This is a genomic window from Rhodococcus sp. H29-C3, from assembly GCF_030063405.1.
GTDB lineage: Bacteria > Actinomycetota > Actinomycetes > Mycobacteriales > Mycobacteriaceae > Rhodococcoides.
This window is the reverse complement of record NZ_JASITC010000002.1, coordinates 291,857-309,087: the sequence shown is the minus strand read 5'-3', so window position 1 is coordinate 309,087 and position 17,231 is coordinate 291,857. Positions and strand designations below refer to the sequence as shown.

Annotated in this window: 27 protein-coding genes and 1 tRNA gene; 20 read left to right on the top strand and 8 right to left on the bottom strand. The window is 62.0% G+C overall.

Annotated elements, in window-relative coordinates:
- Positions 1-10: 10 nt before the first annotated feature.
- Positions 11-613 carry a bacterial proteasome activator family protein gene (locus QMK32_RS05570; protein ID WP_269301817.1) on the bottom strand — a complete coding sequence of 201 codons (603 nt, stop codon included), beginning with the start codon at positions 611-613 and terminating at the stop codon, positions 11-13.
- Between the two features lie 164 nt (positions 614-777).
- Here QMK32_RS05570 and QMK32_RS05565 point away from each other — a divergent pair, with 164 nt between their 5' ends.
- Complete coding sequence (locus QMK32_RS05565) at positions 778-1,980, top strand: cysteine desulfurase-like protein (RefSeq protein ID WP_269301816.1); 1,203 nt, start codon at positions 778-780, stop codon at positions 1,978-1,980.
- 48 nt (positions 1,981-2,028) lie between these two features.
- On the opposite strand, the gene QMK32_RS05560 is transcribed toward QMK32_RS05565, so the two are convergent.
- Complete coding sequence (locus tag QMK32_RS05560) at positions 2,029-3,018, bottom strand: NAD(P)H-quinone oxidoreductase (protein ID WP_283473565.1); 990 nt, start codon at positions 3,016-3,018, stop codon at positions 2,029-2,031.
- A 151-nt stretch (positions 3,019-3,169) separates the two neighbouring features.
- On the opposite strand from QMK32_RS05560, the gene QMK32_RS05555 reads away from it, so the two are divergent.
- Complete coding sequence (locus QMK32_RS05555; RefSeq protein ID WP_502943531.1) at positions 3,170-3,670, top strand: MarR family winged helix-turn-helix transcriptional regulator; 501 nt, start codon at positions 3,170-3,172, stop codon at positions 3,668-3,670.
- 48 nt (positions 3,671-3,718) lie between these two features.
- Positions 3,719-3,808, top strand: a tRNA-Ser gene (locus QMK32_RS05550).
- Between the two features lie 35 nt (positions 3,809-3,843).
- Here QMK32_RS05550 and QMK32_RS05545 read toward each other — a convergent pair.
- Positions 3,844-4,986, bottom strand: a complete 1,143-nt coding sequence (locus QMK32_RS05545) for a site-specific integrase (protein WP_283473562.1) — start codon at positions 4,984-4,986, stop codon at positions 3,844-3,846.
- A complete protein-coding gene (locus tag QMK32_RS05540; protein ID WP_283473560.1) occupies positions 4,987-5,565 on the bottom strand; it encodes a helix-turn-helix domain-containing protein in 579 nt (192 codons plus the stop codon).
- Positions 5,566-5,676: 111 nt separating this feature from the next.
- Between QMK32_RS05540 and QMK32_RS05535 the strand changes: the two genes are divergently transcribed.
- From QMK32_RS05535 to QMK32_RS05465, 15 genes are all read left to right on the top strand, one after another.
- Positions 5,677-5,895 (top strand): helix-turn-helix transcriptional regulator, encoded by a 219-nt coding sequence (locus QMK32_RS05535; protein ID WP_283473558.1) that lies wholly within the window; start codon positions 5,677-5,679, stop codon positions 5,893-5,895.
- Positions 5,895-6,278: a hypothetical protein gene (locus QMK32_RS05530; RefSeq protein ID WP_283473556.1), complete on the top strand. Its 384-nt coding sequence runs from the start codon at positions 5,895-5,897 to the stop codon at positions 6,276-6,278. Before QMK32_RS05535 ends, QMK32_RS05530 begins: the two co-directional genes overlap by 1 nt.
- Positions 6,278-6,541 (top strand): hypothetical protein, encoded by a 264-nt coding sequence (locus QMK32_RS05525; protein WP_283473554.1) that lies wholly within the window; start codon positions 6,278-6,280, stop codon positions 6,539-6,541. Before QMK32_RS05530 ends, QMK32_RS05525 begins: the two co-directional genes overlap by 1 nt.
- Positions 6,541-6,786, top strand: coding sequence for a hypothetical protein (locus QMK32_RS05520; RefSeq protein ID WP_283473552.1), 246 nt, complete (start codon positions 6,541-6,543; stop codon positions 6,784-6,786). Before QMK32_RS05525 ends, QMK32_RS05520 begins: the two co-directional genes overlap by 1 nt.
- On the top strand, positions 6,783-7,118 hold the full coding sequence (locus QMK32_RS05515) for a hypothetical protein (RefSeq protein ID WP_283473551.1): 336 nt from the start codon (positions 6,783-6,785) through the stop codon (positions 7,116-7,118). Before QMK32_RS05520 ends, QMK32_RS05515 begins: the two co-directional genes overlap by 4 nt.
- 200 nt (positions 7,119-7,318) lie before the next feature.
- On the top strand, positions 7,319-7,558 hold the full coding sequence (locus tag QMK32_RS05510) for a DUF6011 domain-containing protein (RefSeq protein WP_283473550.1): 240 nt from the start codon (positions 7,319-7,321) through the stop codon (positions 7,556-7,558).
- Positions 7,555-10,005 (top strand): AICE element replication initiation protein, encoded by a 2,451-nt coding sequence (locus QMK32_RS05505; protein ID WP_283473548.1) that lies wholly within the window; start codon positions 7,555-7,557, stop codon positions 10,003-10,005. The genes QMK32_RS05510 and QMK32_RS05505 overlap by 4 nt, the downstream gene beginning before the upstream one ends.
- Positions 10,002-10,331, top strand: coding sequence for a WhiB family transcriptional regulator (locus QMK32_RS05500; RefSeq protein WP_283473546.1), 330 nt, complete (start codon positions 10,002-10,004; stop codon positions 10,329-10,331). Before QMK32_RS05505 ends, QMK32_RS05500 begins: the two co-directional genes overlap by 4 nt.
- Positions 10,328-10,501, top strand: coding sequence for a hypothetical protein (locus QMK32_RS05495; RefSeq protein ID WP_283473544.1), 174 nt, complete (start codon positions 10,328-10,330; stop codon positions 10,499-10,501). Before QMK32_RS05500 ends, QMK32_RS05495 begins: the two co-directional genes overlap by 4 nt.
- On the top strand, positions 10,498-10,878 hold the full coding sequence (locus tag QMK32_RS05490; RefSeq protein WP_283473542.1) for a hypothetical protein: 381 nt from the start codon (positions 10,498-10,500) through the stop codon (positions 10,876-10,878). The genes QMK32_RS05495 and QMK32_RS05490 overlap by 4 nt, the downstream gene beginning before the upstream one ends.
- Positions 10,878-11,054: a hypothetical protein gene (locus QMK32_RS05485; protein WP_283473541.1), complete on the top strand. Its 177-nt coding sequence runs from the start codon at positions 10,878-10,880 to the stop codon at positions 11,052-11,054. The genes QMK32_RS05490 and QMK32_RS05485 overlap by 1 nt, the downstream gene beginning before the upstream one ends.
- Positions 11,051-11,959, top strand: a complete 909-nt coding sequence (locus QMK32_RS05480) for a hypothetical protein (RefSeq protein WP_283473539.1) — start codon at positions 11,051-11,053, stop codon at positions 11,957-11,959. Before QMK32_RS05485 ends, QMK32_RS05480 begins: the two co-directional genes overlap by 4 nt.
- 17 nt (positions 11,960-11,976) lie before the next feature.
- Positions 11,977-12,114 (top strand): hypothetical protein, encoded by a 138-nt coding sequence (locus QMK32_RS05475; protein WP_283473536.1) that lies wholly within the window; start codon positions 11,977-11,979, stop codon positions 12,112-12,114.
- Between the two features lie 268 nt (positions 12,115-12,382).
- Positions 12,383-12,766, top strand: a complete 384-nt coding sequence (locus QMK32_RS05470) for a hypothetical protein (protein ID WP_283473534.1) — start codon at positions 12,383-12,385, stop codon at positions 12,764-12,766.
- Positions 12,766-13,050: a hypothetical protein gene (locus QMK32_RS05465; RefSeq protein WP_283473532.1), complete on the top strand. Its 285-nt coding sequence runs from the start codon at positions 12,766-12,768 to the stop codon at positions 13,048-13,050. The genes QMK32_RS05470 and QMK32_RS05465 overlap by 1 nt, the downstream gene beginning before the upstream one ends.
- Positions 13,051-13,127: 77 nt before the next feature.
- Here QMK32_RS05465 and QMK32_RS05460 read toward each other — a convergent pair whose 3' ends face one another.
- From QMK32_RS05460 to QMK32_RS05450, 3 genes are all read right to left on the bottom strand, one after another.
- Positions 13,128-13,589, bottom strand: a complete 462-nt coding sequence (locus tag QMK32_RS05460) for a Panacea domain-containing protein (protein WP_283473530.1) — start codon at positions 13,587-13,589, stop codon at positions 13,128-13,130.
- Positions 13,573-14,547: a GAF domain-containing protein gene (locus QMK32_RS05455; RefSeq protein WP_283473529.1), complete on the bottom strand. Its 975-nt coding sequence runs from the start codon at positions 14,545-14,547 to the stop codon at positions 13,573-13,575. Before QMK32_RS05455 ends, QMK32_RS05460 begins: the two co-directional genes overlap by 17 nt.
- Positions 14,548-14,961: 414 nt before the next feature.
- Complete coding sequence (locus tag QMK32_RS05450) at positions 14,962-15,258, bottom strand: antibiotic biosynthesis monooxygenase family protein (protein WP_283473527.1); 297 nt, start codon at positions 15,256-15,258, stop codon at positions 14,962-14,964.
- Between the two features lie 175 nt (positions 15,259-15,433).
- Here QMK32_RS05450 and QMK32_RS05445 point away from each other — a divergent pair, with 175 nt between their 5' ends.
- Together QMK32_RS05445 and QMK32_RS05440 are read left to right on the top strand one after the other, a co-directional pair.
- Complete coding sequence (locus QMK32_RS05445) at positions 15,434-15,904, top strand: DUF732 domain-containing protein (protein WP_283473525.1); 471 nt, start codon at positions 15,434-15,436, stop codon at positions 15,902-15,904.
- Between the two features lie 15 nt (positions 15,905-15,919).
- Entirely contained in the window at positions 15,920-16,327 is a 408-nt protein-coding gene (locus tag QMK32_RS05440; RefSeq protein ID WP_283473523.1) for a nuclear transport factor 2 family protein, read from the top strand.
- An 86-nt stretch (positions 16,328-16,413) separates the two neighbouring features.
- On the opposite strand, the gene QMK32_RS05435 is transcribed toward QMK32_RS05440, so the two are convergent.
- Positions 16,414-17,205, bottom strand: coding sequence for an MHYT domain-containing protein (locus QMK32_RS05435; RefSeq protein ID WP_283473521.1), 792 nt, complete (start codon positions 17,203-17,205; stop codon positions 16,414-16,416).
- Between the last annotated feature and the right edge of the window lie 26 nt (positions 17,206-17,231).

The following is a 17,231-nucleotide window of genomic DNA, read 5'->3' as shown; positions in this document are numbered from 1 at the left end:
CCCTACCCGTTTACAGGTACTGACCGGTACCGCCTCCGCCACCAGGGCCGCCGACGCCAGGGCTGAGCATTCCCCCGGCCGGTAATGCGCCCTGGCGCATCTGCTCGAGCTGGGCGCGCGCGGCCATCTGTTGCGCGAACAGTGCCGTCTGAATTCCATGGAAGAGACCTTCGAGCCACCCGACGAGCTGGGCCTGTGCGATGCGCAGTTCGGCGTCGGAGGGAATGGCGTCCTCCCCGAAGGGCAGTGCCAGGCGTTCGAGTTCGTCGCGGAGTTCGGGTGCCAATCCCTGCTCGAGCTCACGAATCGACGACTGGTGGATGTCTTTGAGTCGGGTTCGGCTGGCGTCGTCGAGGGGCGCGAGGCGCACTTCCTCGAGCAACTGTTTGATCATGGTGCCGATCCGCATGACCTTGGCGGGTTGCTCGACCATGTCCGATAGAGGTTGGTCGGCGTCGCCCGGATCGGCGGGCCGATGCGGGCTGCTTCCCGCTGCTCGTGCAGCCGCAGCGGTTGCCTCCGCGCGGCTCAGTGCGAGAGGCTCTCCGTTGGGGCCGATCACGACGACATGGTCACCGGCTTCGGGATTCGAGTTCGAGTCCGATTGCGTCATAACGCTATCCTTGCGCGTTGCCAGGGATTGCGCGACGAGCGGGTCCAACTATCCTGTTTGTGGGGCGGGATCGGGGGAAACAACCGTGCGAGTCGACAGGGCGGCGGATGCGAATAAGGGATGTGGAAAACACGCTCACGAAATCGACGCTTAGAGTGTCCGGCATGGGGTACGACGTCGCACGTGTCAGAGGGTCGATTCCCTCACTGGGCGACGGTTGGATTCACCTCGACCCACAAAACGGGATGCAGATCCCCGATCGTGTGTCGACCGCGGTATCGACGGCGTTTCGTGGAAGTGCGCCGAATCACAACTCCGGACACATGTCCTCCCGTCGTAGCGCCGGGCTCCTCGAAGCGGCCAGGCAGGCCATCGCCGACCTCGTCGGCGGTGATCCGGCAGGGGTAGTGCTCGGGCCCGATCGCGGAACGATGCTGGCGTGGCTGGCGGAGTCGCTGTCGACCCGCCTCGGGCTCGGGACCGGCCTGGTTCTCTCCCGGCTCGACGAGGAAGCGAACGTTGCGCCATGGCTGCGCATCGCCAATCGCCACGGCGCACGTGTGAGCTGGGCCGAGGTCGAGATCGACACCTGTGAGCTGCCCAGCTGGCAGTTCGAGGAGCTCATCACCTCCAGTACCCGTCTCGTAGCTGTCACCGCTGCGTCACCGATCGTCGGCTCGGCTCCCAACGTCCGCGTCGCGGCCGATCGTGTCCACGCCGTCGGCGGCCTCATCGTCGTAGATGCTGCAGGTGCGGCGCCGTACGCCCACGTCGATATCGAAGAACTCGGGGCCGACGTGCTCGCCGTCAACGCTTCCGCGTGGGGCGGGCCTCAGGTCGGTGCGCTCGTGTTTCGTGATCCCAGCTTGATCGACCGCATACCGTCGATGTCGCTCGACCCGTTTGCGAAGGGCGCCGAGCGGTTGGAGGTCAGTGGGCATCAATACGCATTGCTCGCCGGTGTCGTCTCCTCCATCGACTATCTCGCCAATCTCGACGAGGGGGCCACCGGGACGCGACGCGAACGCCTTCAGCTGTCCATCGGTTCGCTGCAGGATTACCACGACAAACTGTTCGACTATTTGATTCGGCGACTGGCAACGCTCGATCATGTGATGGTCCTCGGCGACTCGCCGAGTCGCATTCCCACGCTCAGCTTCACAGTCTCGGGAACCTCTGCCGACAAGGTTGCCGAGCATCTCGCTCAGGCCCGGATCGGAACGGTGAGCGGAATCCACAGCGGAAGCCGGTTGCTCGATGCGTTGGGTGTCAACGACGAGGGTGGTGCCGTCACCATCGGGCTCGCTCCGTATACGACGCGATACGAGATCGATCAGTTCGTCGAAGCATTGTCCAAGCTGGCGTAGACGCCAGGACGGCACGAGGTAGGTACCGCCGGGCCATCTACTGCACGATTACTGCACTCGCAGGATCACCTTGCCGATGGTGTCTTCGGCGTCGAGCATTCGATGTCCCTGTGCCGCATCGGTAATCGGGATTTCGGCGTGGATGACAGGACTGATCCGTCCTTCGCTGATCATCGGCCACAGGCGAGCGGTCATGTCCGAGACGATGTTCGCTTTACTCGAGGGACCGGTTTCGGGTCTACCGCGTAACCCAGCGGCGTGGACGGTTCCGCGTTTGCCGAGTAGCGCGCCGAAGTTCAACTCACCCTTGACGCCGCCCTGCATGCCGATCGTGATGAGCGTGCCGTCCATTGCGAGCGCATTCACGTTGGGCTGCAGGTACTTTGCGCCCATGTTGTCGAGTATCAGATCGGCGCCGTGGCCGTCGGTCTCGGACCGCAACACCTCGACGAAGTCCTGGTTCTTGTAGTCGATGGTGATGTCCGCACCGAGCGTCCTACAGAAGTCGAGTTTGTACGTCGAGCCGGCTGTGACTGCGACGGTGACGCCGAACGCCTTTGCCACCTGAATGGCGTGCGTGCCGATGCCGCTGCCGCCGCCGTGGATCAACAGGACCTGTCCGGATCGCATGCCGCCGTACATGACGAGATTCGACCACACAGTCGATGCCACCTCGGGAAGTGCCGCAGCTGCGTGCAGATCGAGTTCACCGGGAATGGGGAACAACTGGGTCGACGGCACGACGACCTGCTCGGCATATCCGCCCCCCGCGAGGAGTGCGCATACTCGGTCGCCGACCTTCCAGTCGTGTACGCCCTCGCCGAGCTCGGAAATCACGCCCGAACATTCGAGCCCCATGATTTCGCTCGCGCCGGGAGGCGGTGGGTAGTTGCCTTGCCGCTGCATGAGATCGGCACGGTTGATCGCGGTGGCAGCGACGTCGACGACGACTTGGCCACGGCCCGCGCGCGGATCTGGGACCTCGGTCCACGCCATGACGTCGGGGGACCCGAACTCGGTCAGTGTGATTGCGTGCATGGCTTCCAGCCTAGGCGCGGCGCTGTAGTCACATTCAACGTCCCAGCGGAGTGTAAATCCCGGCACGTTTTCGGCAAGTATTGTCAGGACAAATCGGACATCGGTGGCAGGGATCTACTAACCGGTAGCAGTCCTTGCCTAATATGGTCGGGTGACGGCCGAAAGATCCTTTGGTCCAGGGGGGGACCCGCAGTGGCTCGATGCTGCGGAAATGAGAGCGTGGCGCGCCTATGTAGACGGCGGCCAACGATTGATGGGGGTACTCAACAAGGATTTGCAGGACGCACATGGCCTGACGATGGCGGAGTACCGGATTTTGGTGATGCTGTCCGAATCACCGGACGGATCGCTACGTATGAGCGATCTCGCCGACGGCGTCCTGTCCTCGCGTAGCCGGTTGACGCACCAGATTCGCCGCATGGAAGGCGACGGGATGGTCTCGCGGAACACCTGCGCCGACGACGGCAGAGGCGTGCTCGCCGTCATCACCGACGAAGGCGCCCGAAGGCTCGCTGAAGCGGCTCCGACACATGTGTCGAGCGTCCGGAAGCATCTGGTCGATCTGCTGACACGGCGGCAGCTGACGGTACTCGGCGACATCTTCGAGGAGGTAGACGCAGCGATGGAGGAGTCGGAGGTACAGGCGCGCTGACCGACCGCGATTCGCCCCGCGGCGCACGGGGCGTTTAGTATCTTCTACGGAAGCGTGGCAGAGCGGCCCAATGCACTCGCCTTGAAAGCGAGAGACGTGTAAAAGCGTCCGGGGGTTCAAATCCCTCCGCTTCCGCCATGGGCAGAGGCCCTGATCTCGCCAGTCGGTGCAGGTCAGGGCCTTTTGTCTGCCAAGATCACGACGGCCGGCGTGCCTTCTGGCCACACTTTGGCCACATTCCGTGAGGAAACAGCGCGATCGAGGGCGGTCGCAACGGCGTCGAGATCATCGTCGAACAGGTCCGCGTACACGTCGAGCGTCATCGCCGCCGACGCGTGCCCCAGCATCCGCTGCAGGGCTTTGACGTTCACACCCGCACTGATGGCCAGGCTTGCCGCGGTGTGCCGAAGGTCGTGCGGAGTGAGCCGAGGTACCCCCGATTTGGCTACGGCCCGCGTGAACCATCCCGTCGAGCTGACCGAGCGTCGGAGGTACTCGCCACCACGGCCGGAGAACACCAGCTCGTCACGGCCTTTGCCCTCGCATGCCTGCGCCAGCTCGTCGACGAGAAAGGCCGGCACCGGTACCGCACGCGACTTGTGCGACTTCGGAGTCCCGACGTGAATCTGCTGCTCGACCTGAACCGCGTTGTCGACGACGTTCAAACGCCTCCGGAGTAGATCGAGATGACGAACACGTAGGCCGATCGCCTCACCCCATCGCACACCGCAGTACGACAGGACGAGCACGAGCACCCGGTGCTGACCAGCTGCCGTCGCGAGCAGCTCGACGTCGTCGTGTGAGAGATACACGTGGGTCTTACGTTGTTTGCGTGGCAGATTCTCGACGCCGCGTGCGGGATTCTTCGCCAGTCGCTTCGCCTTCACAGCTGAGTCGAGCACGCCAGCGAGAACACCGTAGGCGCGGATGATGACCGTCGCGCCCTTGCCAGCTCGACCGAGATCCCCGATCCATCGCTCGACCGAATCGAGCGTGATGTCGGCAATTTGCACTGCTCCCCACCGCGGCTGCACGTGGACACGCCATGCCGTCTCGATGGACTTGAATGCTGACGGCTTGAGATCAGACTCTTTGCGTTGCAGCCAATTTGGACCAAATTCGCCTACGGTGATTCGGCCAAGTTTCGGCGGTACGTACTCGCCGCGCATCATCTCGACTTCGACGGTTGCGGCGAAGTCCTGAGCCAAACGTTTGGACGCAAACCCGCGTTTCTGGGTCGATCGACGCTCAGGTGTGCGATACCGGACGCGCCAACGCTTTCCGGCCGCGGTCACGTAGCTCTCGACGGTGGCCATCTAGTGAATGCGATTCGAGTCGATCTCCGGCACTGGACCTGAGCCGGCCACGAAGATGCTTTGAGAGCTCACACCGGCTTCGAGTTCAACAGATAGACCATCGCTCTGCATTCGGCGTCTGACGAGCAACGGGGATTCGTTGCTCGATCGCTGAAGCATGGAAGTGTGAAGTGGTAAGAATGCAGGCAACGACCGCAGAGCAAAGTCGAATGCCTCTGTCCGGGTGAGCGTTTCCACGTCCAGTGGGCGCATACCTTCGAGGAAGAACCAGTATTCGCGGGCCGAAATTTCGGGGCGAGTTGTGGCAGTCACAACGGTGTCACCGGATTCCGTTCGCGGCATTAACAGTAGGTTCGGTGCCACGCGGAGTGCTCCCGCGATGGCAACCAGATCGTCTACGTCGACCCGTCTCGCACCGCGTTCGATCTCGCTGATGGTGTTATGCGCCAGCGGGCGATCTGTGTTCTGAAGTCGATCTGCGAGATCTCGGAGGGTAAGCCCCTGCCGCTTCCTGACATCCGCCATGTTTGCCCGAACTGTTTCACCGGTCGGACCTAGTGCTACCCGCCTTGTCGCCATGATGCAGATTCTAGGTCAGTGCTTGCAGGTTTCCAATTGATCGGGTAAGACTTAACAGGTATTGAGCATCATCCGACCGATAAACTGCATCATTCGAACGAAGGGAAGATCGTGACCTCTTTTAATCAGTCACCCCTGGCGACGCCCCAAGAGGCCGCCGAGTTCTTGCGCACAACTACCAAGAGTCTCAACCAGGATCGCTACCTGGGCCGCGGTCCAAAGTTCGTCAAGCACGGACCGCGTCGAGTGTTATACCGCTGGGACGATCTCCGCGCCTACGTCGAGGCGAACACGTTCCAGCGCACCGACGATCGTCCAGTGGCGGTCTGATGTCCGTACTGCCGGACACGCTGAGCGCGGCCGAGGTAATCGCTCGGCTGCATCCAGACGGTGGCGAGAACACGGTGCTTGCGCGTGTGGAGCATGGCCCGTTCGAGGCTGAGGTCACCCGTTACCAGGGCAAAGACGGCACCGAAGCATGGCAGGACGCGCCTCGAATCCAACTCGACTGCTCCGATCAGGACGGCGGCGCGGCTTTCAACGATCTAACGGTGCTGCCCGAGCACGTCTCGGACTTCCTGAAAACGGTCGTCGAGATCGTCGCGGATTACCGAGCGCTCACTCAGACCTCGAACGAAAACACCCCCGATGCCCGGCAAGGGGCATCGGGGGCGAAACACCCGAATCCAGCTCTCACGAAGGAAACGAACTGATGACCACGATAGCTCACCTGCCCTTCAACCTCTTCGCAGTCTTCATTCTGTGGGGATACGACCCCGACGACGCTTCTACATTCGCTGGTATTCCTGTCGAGGATCAGCCCAGCTTCATGCTGGCATTCCAGGTCTCGGTTGCAGCGAGGGCAATGCGCCTCGACGGACGCTCTCGTGAGGAGATCGAACAGTTCGTGGTGGACGAACTCGACGCCAGGCCCACCTTGCGGCGCGGCGCCCTCGACGAACTCTGTGGTGTCTGATGGACGGCCAAGTGATGTTCGACGCGGCCGAGCCCCGCGTGAGTTTTATGCCGGCACACGATTGCATCGTCATCCGAATCGGCTACGACGTCACCTTCATGGTCCGGGACGTCGACGAAGCCCACCGCTTCGTCGACCAGCTCCAAGGCGCTATCCGCGAGCAGACAGCACACCAGAGCAGGCAGCTCGCACGCGACGAGACCGAGATCCGTAGCGCTGCCACCGTACGAGAGGCACTGCAATGAACGAGACCCCTAGTCACGCAATGATCGTCAACGGTGACGGGACACCCCGCGGTATCGCTGACATCGACCGAATCCAGTCCGACGCCACGTTGATGATGTACGACATGGCCGCCGCGGCCGGTGACGATGACGCCGTCGACGCTGTCTCGATCGCGTGGATCGCCAAGCTCGACTCCGACTCGATGGGCTATGTCTCGGCGTCGGCACTGTCGCTCATCGCCCGGAACGTACTCGGCCCTGTGCTCGAGGTACTCGACCAGCTCGCGCCTCAGCTCAATTTCAGGGCAAAGCTCATCGAATCCCGCGACCACGCGAGTAAGACACTGGGATGACGGTTACCGAGTTCGTACTCGCCATTCTGCTTGCGGGACAGTCTTTTCTGTGGATTGCGCTCGACTTCCGGCGGTGGTCAATCGGCAGCTGATGGCGTTCACGTAAGGGCCCGGTGCAACGAATCCTTTCCGAACGCAGTCGGGCCGGTGAAGTTTCTCAACCTCACCGGCCCGGCCCACTCACCAGAAAGCGGTCACGCATGACCACACAACCCGATTCTACCGAGCAAGAACCTGTTAACGATCGACTCGACGATCACCTCGAGATGCTCCGAGATCCGGCCGACAAGCTGCTCAGGGCCGCACTCGCCCAAGGTGGCTTCCGCCTCGCCGTGCAGTGCGAACGCTGCGGAACGTGGCTCGTTGCGCCATCCTCGGTGAAGCGCCATCTCGGGCCCGTATGCGCCCGCCACGCCCAGTCCGAGGCAGGTGTCGCATGAAGGCATACGAGCGCGTCGTTGAAACTTTCCGCGATGCCGGATTGATAGTCGACGACAAAGGGCATGGCAGAGCCGCTGCGCAGGCGCCGAATCATTCAACTGCAGATCGGTCGGTGACCATCACGGGCATCGCAGGGCAAGTGTTGATCTACTCGCACTCTGACCCCACCGATCAGGTTCTCGACGCGCTGAATCTCGCACCACGTGATCTGTTCGACGAACCCAAGGGTGCGCGCTACGACTACCCCGACGGCCGCCAGGTGTACCGCAGCCCTGAGAAGAAGTTTCGACAAGCGGGAAACACCAAGGGTACGAGCTTGTTTCGCTCGGATCGGCTCGCCAAGGCAACCGCGGTCTATGTCGTGGAAGGGGAGAAGGACGTGTTCGCCGCCGAGTCGATCGGGCTCGTTGCAACGTGCACACCGATGGGCGCAGGCAAGGCCCACCTGGTCGACCTGACGCCGCTGCACGGCAAGACCGTGGTGATCGTCGCAGACAAGGACGAACCGGGTCGCAAGCACGCCGAGCAGATCGCCGAACTGCTCGACGGCAAAGCGGGTGTGACGATCGCCGAGTCTGCCGTGGGTAAGGACCTCGCTGACCACGTTGCTGCCGGCCTCGATGCTTCGGAGCTCGTCGTCATCCGAGCTGCCGTGAAGAACTGCGTCGCGGTTGCCGAGCCTGCGGAAGAAAAGACCGAGCGTAAGAGTGCTGCAACTCAGCTCGTGGAGCTGGCGATGGCCCGCTACACCCTCGGTGTGACACCGGAGGGTGACCCGTACGCAATCGCGAAGTCCGGCGGCCACGTCGCACGGTCGCTTCGGGGCGGCAAGGCGGGTCTACGTGCTGAACTCTCTCGCGAGTATTTCAGGACGTTCGAGCGCGCGGCGCCGCAACAGGCCCTCGCCGATGCACTGTTGGTTCTCGAAGGCGAAAGCTGCGAAGCCGAGCCAGCGTCGAATCATCTACGGGTCGCAGAGTCGGACGGAGCTATCTACCTCGACGTCGGCGACGTGGCCGAATCGGTGATCCGTATCGACCGCAGTGGACGGTGGGAGTACGGAAACCTCGACGTCCCGGTCCTGTTTCGTCGCACCGTGCTTACTGGACCCTTCCCCGAACCGTCACGTGACGGAGATCTCGAAGCACTGTGGTCCACGCTCAATGTCGCCGAGTCCGACCGAGCACTGTTGCTCGCCGCCATGGTCGCTGCACTCATCGCCCCCGACGTCCCGCATCCGGTCCTCGCCCTGGCAGGGGAACAAGGAACGGCCAAGACAACGACCACGAAAACTGTTGTAGCACTGACTGATCCATCGTCGGTGCCGGTCCGTAAACCGCCTCGCGATATGGACTCGTGGGTCACCGCGGCCGCGGGATCTTGGGTCGTCGGCATCGACAACATCTCCACGATCGGTGACTGGTTCTCCGATTCACTGTGCCGAGCGGCAACGGGGGAGGGTGACGTGAAACGAGCTCTCTACACCGACTCTGGCCTGTCCGTGGTGGCGTTCCGCAGGGTGATCGTCGTCAACGGCATCGACTGGGGCGCGATGCGGGGCGATCTCGCCGAGCGGTCACTGATCGTCACGCTGGAGCGGATACCTCCCGAGCAACGTCGATCGGAGGCGGACCTCGCCGAATCGTGGGCAACGGTGTACCCGAGCATCCTTGGTGGTCTGCTCGATCTCGCCGCCACGGTGTATTCGATCCTGCCGACCGTAGTGCTGGCTGAATCGCCGCGCATGGCCGACTTCGCCCGAATCCTTGCTGCTGTCGATCAGGTCATTGGCACGGCCGGGTTGGCTCGCTACGCCGGGCAGTCCGCGACACTCGCCGCTGACACCATCGCATCCGATCCCTTCCTCGCCGCGGTCACCGAATCGGTGGTCTACGAGTTCGAGGGATCGGCCGCCGAGATTCTGGCGATGGCCACGCCAGTATCTGATCGGTGGCGAGCTCCACGAGGGTGGCCTCGGTCGGCTCGGTCCGTGACATCGACCTTGCGTCGGTCCGCACCGGCACTGCGTTCGATGGGATGGTCGGTGGAGAATCTGGGATCTGCGAACAAGGACAAGACCGTCCGCTGGCGTCTGATGGCTCCTCGTCCAGAGATTGCCCGCAACGAACCCTCGCCATACCCGCCTAACCCGCCGAGCGAACATAAAGGCAGCTCGGAAGGGGTGCACGGTGGCGGGTTAAAAGCAGGGAAAGCCGATTCCGCTAACCCGCCACCGAGGTCCACTAACCCGCCAAACCAGGGCACTAACCCGCCTAACCCGCCAAACCTCGCCGCCGCTAACCCCCTGACCAGGAGGAACGGAGATAGCGGGTATAGCGGGGATCATTTACGGTCAATCTCTGCATGCCGGGACTGTGGCGCCGAACTGAACCGAGAGAACTCCACCGGACGATGCGCTGAATGCAGATTGGCGAGTGCATCATGACCGAGCCGAGAACACGCCAGGGTGCACGCAAGGAAGGCCCAGGGCAGACCTGGGAAGTGCTGCTGACCGAAATCCTGACCAACCGTCCACGGCTCGCTGGCGCCGCGTGCGCAGGCTCTCCAGAGTTGTTCGATCCGGCCGAACCAGACGAGCACCCGGACTCGGTCGGCTACCGCCACCTCGCCGCCCAGAAGACGTGTCTCTACGCCTGCCCTGTCCTCGACGAATGCCGGGCGTGGGCCGAGACCGAAAAGGGCAGAGGACGCGTCCTCGCCGGCCTGATCCCTCGATCCACACGCCTGACACCCAGAGAGGACGTCGCATGAAGGCCCGAATCCCCGACGCCACGCCATCAGTCGACGTCCGACGAACGGACACCAGGCCCGTCGTCATCGTGGTCGCCGGCCTCGAACTGGCAATGACCACAACGGAAGCACTACAACTCGCAGACCGACTCGTCGACGCCGCCGAACGAGCCTCGCTGGTGATCTCATGACCCCACCGCCGATCCAAGTGCTCGCCCCGGGCGTGGTGCTGCTCACCGGTAGCGCCATCCCCGCCGCCCGCGACTTACTCGCCATCGCACGCCGAGCACGCCAACGCAACGGACACCCTGAGTCACGCGCCCTCGAAGCGCTATCCACCGCCCTCGAAATCGCTTCCGCAACAGGACAATCGGACACAGACAACAACCCCGAGACGCATGATGAACCCATCGAATGGTTGAGCACCGAACAAGCCGCCGACAGGATGCACTGCTCGACACGCAACGTTCGACGCCGAGCACCACAGCTCGGTGGGCAACTGATCAACGGGCGCTGGCAACTCGACGCCGCCGCCATCACCGAACACATCGAAGGGACGACAACATAATGGCCGCAACCAAATCCGAGGTAATCGACTTCATCGCCGCATTGTCCGACGACGAACTCGACGAGCTGATCACCGAAGCCCGACCCGACGACAACGCCCAGAAAGAACCAGCTACCGGTGGAATCGCGAAGGGTCGCGCGGCATACGCGGCACGCCGAGGTGGCGGCCTCAAATGACCTCGATCATCGACCAGGCACACGAGGCGATACCCGGATACACCGAAGCCGCCCGCGCCGTCGACACCAGCCGTCGATGGGTCACCGAAGGTACCGTCCACACCAACACAGTCGAGATCGCCCGCACCGTCCACCAACAACTCATGACCGCAGCGCAGGCAGGCAAAGCCATCCCCGAAGCCACCGTCGACGAACTGCTCGACGCCGACCGGACGATCGCCAACGCCACCCGCCGCAACGATCTCCTACGTGAGACCTACGAGGCAGCACGCCAGCAGCTCGCCGAGGTAGTGAAAGCGGGAGTAGGTGACGGGCTCGCCTTCCTCGAAGCCGCCCTCACCGATCTGTACGCCACCGTCAACGACCACCGCCCCGCACTCACCGCCGCCCTCACCGCCGAGGACGCCATCAGATCCGGCAACCCGAAAGCGTTCACCCTCAGCTCCGAACTGACAGACCGCTACCACGACATCAGGGCAGCGCACGCAACCCTCATCAACGCCGAAGGCAGCGGCGCCGGCCTCGCACAACTCGTCCACGCCGGACAAGTAGAACAATGCCTCGAAATCGAACCCTGGTGGCACGCCCTACGCCGCGCCGCCCAGAACAGGCCCGGCGTGCTCGACAACGCCGCAACTGCCGAACACCTGCAGTGGCTCCGATCAGCACCAGCGAGCCCAGAGCACAGCACACGAACCAGCATCTGGCCCAGCGGAATGACCAGAACACAATGGCTGCTCACAGTCGCTGACACTTCCGCGTTCGTTCCATCAGGCAATGCGATCACCGAACGATTCCACGCAGCAGAACGCGCAGTACGAGCACCCGTCGACACACCGACACTGGCCGACGCCATGACCGCCCGCCGCGCACTCGGATCCACCGAACCCGCCCCAGTGGCCTGAACCGAGAGGACACCAACATGGCACCGACCCAGACACAGTCCCGACTCACGCGACTCGAAAACTACCGACTCGCCCTCGAACAGCACCTGGCCACTCTCTCCGACCCCCAGTTCGAAGAGCTACTGGGACGGGTCCGCACCACCGGCACCGCCTGACCCGCCACCCCACAAACTCGAAGCCGGGCACGGTTGGTCCACAACGTGCCCGGCTTCGACCCTACGAACCACAGCACACCAAGCGAACACCGCCGCACAACAACACCCCCGACACCGACGCACCAAGCCCGGCACCAAAACACCAGGTCAAAGGGGGTGCGGTGACGTCCTCCCCCCGGGGGGTGCGTTCCTTCGGAGGGCATAGCAGCTCCCACCCGGTGCATTGCGACGAGAAATCCACCGGAATCGATCGAAAGGACCCACCGCTATGAGAGCACCTCGCACGGCCGCCGGGAAGCGGTTGCTCGCGGAACAGAATGCAGCACTGGCCCGTACGAGCTCGCAGACCGGTGAAGAGTTGGTGTGGTCCGAGGCTGAAACAGTCGCGCTCGAGCGTGCCGGTGAGACCGTAGACCGTGCCGAAACGGTGCGAAAGCTGCTCCAAATTCAGATGAGAGCCGACGAGCCGAACCCGTCGATCGTCGTGAAGCTGTCCGCCGAGATTCGTGCGCTCGATCGTCTCGTCGTCGATCTCGTCGGGAAGCTCAACCCGTACGGCGAAGGACAGGCCAAGTCCGATCGGCACCAGCGGGCCGCGAACGCCAGGTGGAGCCGCGCCGACGATGCCAAGCGCTGGCAGGTGCCGAGCTGATGGCCCGGCGTTCCGCTGTGGGGCGTAGACCCGAGAGTGGGCTCCGTGCCGCGATGATCGAGCGCACCCGCCACCTCGTCGACACTCAGACCGCACGCGTCGAGTGCGAGGACGGATTCTTCATCTCGCCATGGCCGCGACTGCTCGCCGACCTCGAAGCTGGTCGAGCTGTTGAGGTGTGCGGCTTCCAAATCCCAGTGCAGTACAGGCCTCGTGGGTCCGTGAGCGCTCGCGTCCGACTCACTGCCGACGACCGGATCGAACCGGCGAGACCCCCGGCATAATCTTTCCGAGGCTAAGCGGACCAGCAGGCCACTCATTAAGTTGAGCGAGGCGCCCGAACCTTCAGGTAGGGGAAGGCCTAGGCCGCTTTAAGCCCGAGCAGCTTTTTGAAGTGAGACTGAATATCCTCGCGCGCGATGGTCATTCGAGACCGACCATCGTTGGTAGCTTTGGTTTTTGCTCGTGCCCGACTCCATGGAGTTTCGTCTTGATGTGTGAGCTCTCCGAGCTGCATTCCGCTCAACCCACCGTAGTTTCTGATCGCGCCGTCCAAGACTGCACGCGCTATCGGGGCGATGGTTTGGGGGTCACCGCTAGGCCAAGCGTCGACTAGGAACTGACCTCGATGCTGGTCGAAGAGCCGGTAATTGACGGGGCCGTTTTTCCACGCCTCGAAGTCATCGTTAAAGAGCGCCTCGTCTGTGATCGCCAGAGACCACCCTTGTGCCATATAGCACAGCTTCTGCAGCTTCATCGTGGAGATCGGAGACTGAAACTCGTTGATCACGTAGGCTGCAACATCGTCAACGCTCGACACCATCGCTATCACCGTCCTTCGCTCCAGGTTCTACCATGCTACCGCTCGGCGTCGATGTTGATCTGCTGGACCTGCCGTCCTCCTTCGATCCTCTGATCTCGCTAATCCGCGCCATGGTCTGGTCCAACTCCGGTTTCGTGTCATCGGCCGCACGTTTCACCTCTTTCATTCCGAGGACTATCAGTGCTGCGGCCGCGCGCGCAATTGTCACATGACTTTTTGTGAACGCAACCTGGTCTCGGCAGTCGATGCTCAAGAGGCCAAAAGCTTCGGCGTCTAGGCGGAGCGGGACCTGCATGAAGGACTTCCATGTGGATCCTTGCGGGCGATTGATATCACCTGTCGATCCGTCCGCGTTTTCGACGCAGCGGTGTTGGGTCCCTTGAGCGGTCTCGATCGCCCGTCGTCCGTATTTTGTGTTCATCGTGAAGGCTTGTCGAGGCTCGTCGTGGCGACCTCCGGAGGCGACGTATTTCAGAGCAACCGCGTCGTCGATGTCGTTGTCGTTCTCGAAACGGTCGAGTTCGTATACGCAGACGCGTACGCCGGTCAGCGGAAATAGATGACTCGCCGTGCCGACCACCGAGCGAAAGAACTCCTGACGATCACGATCTGACGAGTCGCTGTTAAGTAGATGTGCAACAGCCTTGTGGAGACCACTCAATTCGTCGTTGTACTTAGTAAGATGCATCGCTGACTGATTCGCCGACTTATTTGATAAGTGTTGCTGCCAGCCGACCAGCGTGGCCCCTGTCAATGAAATGATGACGCCCACTGTGAACCAGACGCCGGCACGCCAGCTGGACGACTGGCCTGTGATGCTGCCGTACGCGATACTGACGACGACTGGACCTGCCGCGAGCAAAAGGCCACCGACAGCCGTGCCGAGCCCGGCGCGCCACCAGCCCCGTGAGCTAGTGTCTCGACCCTCGCGTTCGACATTAGGTGACGATTTTTTCACTAGCCGAGCTTAGCCATCGCTACCATCCCCCGAACGGGGCAGTCTTTCCTGGCCACATATTGGCCACACTTGGCCACGATTGGTTGAGATCAAGTAGGACCGAAAAAGTCTTATATTTGCTGGTCGGAACTGTTAAGTGCATATCAACAGGGCAATAGGGAAGGGTTCAAATCCCTCCGCTTCCGCCATGGGCAGAGGTCCTGATCTCACCAGTCGGTGTAGGTCAGGGCCTTTTGTCTGCTCCGCCCACAGTGGCAGCGTTCTCTGCCTACCTTTGCCCACCACGCTGCGTCAAAATCCTGGCAGCGTCCGGACGGTTGCCTAGTGCACGCTGTGCGGTCGCAGCATCATCAGAGCGGCGTTGACTCCAGCGCTGATGGAGGTGTCAGTTTTTCAGAATTCGACTGCCACGAGCTATGCGCCGTCCACCTGCTCGTAGTGTTCGACTACAGGGAACGGGTCATAGTAGTGATGCAGCAGTGTGCGCCACTCTTGGTATTCAGCCGATCCGCGAAATCCTTCAGTGTGATCTTCGAGCGTGTTCCACTCCACCAGTAGTAAGTAGGAGTCGCTTCGTTCGAGACACCGCGACAGACTGAGTCTTCGAAACCCAGTCATGGACGAGATGATCTGCCTGGCGCGACGGAAATTCGCTTCGAATTCAGCGGCTTGCCCAGCTTTGATCTGAAGTAGCGCATGTTCGAGGACCACTGGCGCATGTTAGCCCGTGGAGCGGACTTCAACAGCAGACAGTATGGGCCTTGCGGGAAGTAAGGGCAGAGAGTGCAGCAGCTTCTGAAAATAACAGCAGGCCTGCGAAGCACTGTCGCGGTTTCATCCGCGACGGATGATGTGACGGGCCGCGGTCAGCGGGATGCTCGTCTTCATGAAACGTACTGCGGCGATGAAGCGCACTGTGGCCATGTTTGCACTCTGCGGACTCGTATTGTTCGCAGGGGCGTGCAGCGACAACGACACCGAGAACGCGAACTCTACCGACACATCGGCGAGTAGCACTCGCGAGATTGCGTCCAGTGTCGCGAGCGAGGTGCAGGGTAGTGCCTCGGCCGCGGCCAGCAGTGTCAAAGCCACCGCGTCGGCTGCGGTGGGCAACGTCCAGGACACTGCGTACCTTCAGGCGCTCGAAAGCCAAGGCGTCAGCTTCGGGAGCACCGAAGATCAAGTCGCGGCCGCTCGCACCGCCTGCGACGAGCTGTCCGGTGACACGAGCCTCGACGCCACCAGAGTCAAGATTGCGGAGACGACCGGACTCGACGACGCTCAGTCCCGCACGTTGATCAACATTGCCGTTCCGATCTACTGCACGACGAACGTCGGAAAGCTGACCGTCAACTGACGTCGTCTATTCATCATGCGGAAGTTCACAGATGCCGTCGAGGCCGGCGATCACAGCGCGGTGGAGGCACTCCTCGCCGATAACGTTCGATTCACCAGCCCCGTTGCGTTCAAACCCTATGACGGTAAGGCGATTACGTCGGCGATCCTGCGTGGCGTCGTCCTCCGCGTATTCGAGAATTTTCGTTACACGAAGACAATTGAGAGCGTGGACGGACGCGACCATGCGCTGGTTTTCGAAGCGACGGTCGACGGAAAGAAGATCAACGGATGCGATTTCCTCCACCTCGACGAGAATGGCTTGATCGATGATTTCGTGGTGATGGTCCGCCCACTGTCCGCGGCGAAGGCCTTGTCCGAGGCGATGGGTGCTCAGTTTCCGCAGATCACTGCGGAGGCTGCGCAGTACCGCCTGGCGCATTAAAAGTTCACGATGCGCTGTTCGCGATCGAGAACGTTTCGGCCCATGCTTTCACCGGCACGGCGAGCTCCGCGATCAACGGTCCAGACCTACTGGTCAGCGAACTCTCGTGCTTCGTCAGCGAGGTCGTCTGAAGTGGCGTCCATGCGGGCGATCTCGCGGTCGCGAACTGTCATGATGGCGACGATCGGCACGGCCAATGCGAGAAGCCCGAGGACGAAGACTGGAAAGATGAACGGGAACAACGCTAGTCCGACGGGTGCGGGTGCGGACGTGTCGCGGACAATTTCTACTGCGGCCATTCCGGTGTAGTGCATGCCGACTACGGCGATGCCCATGATCGGACCGGCGATCAATCGCAGCGTGGTGGATCCCATCACCGTCATGAACCACAGTGCGGCTGTGGCGCCAACGACAGCGATCACGAGTGAGAGTGCGATCAATAGCGTGTTGTAGTTGATCTGGCCCTGAAATTGCACGGCCTGCATGCCCGTGTAATGCATGACGGTGATCCCCATGCCGACGAGGGAGCCGGAGGCCAGGAGCCGCGACCAACTGAACTCGTTTCCGAGCATGTACAACGCGGCGAAGACCGCGATGACGGCGATGAGAGCGGAGATGATCGTCCAGGTCAGACTGTAGCGAAGGGGACTGCCGGGTAACGCAAACCCGAGCATTGCGACGAAGTGCATCAACCAGATACCTACACCACCGATGGACAATGCGCCCATGAGAAACCAGCGCATTCGCGCCGCAGGGTGACGTGCCGCCATGCCATGTCGGGCACACTCCAACCCGATGACCGATCCCGAGACTGCAACCGCGAACGCCAACCCGAGCAGCCAGAGCCCCATGGAGAAATGGTTCATTTCATCCGACATGCCAGTTCCTTAGATTCGTTGTTGTC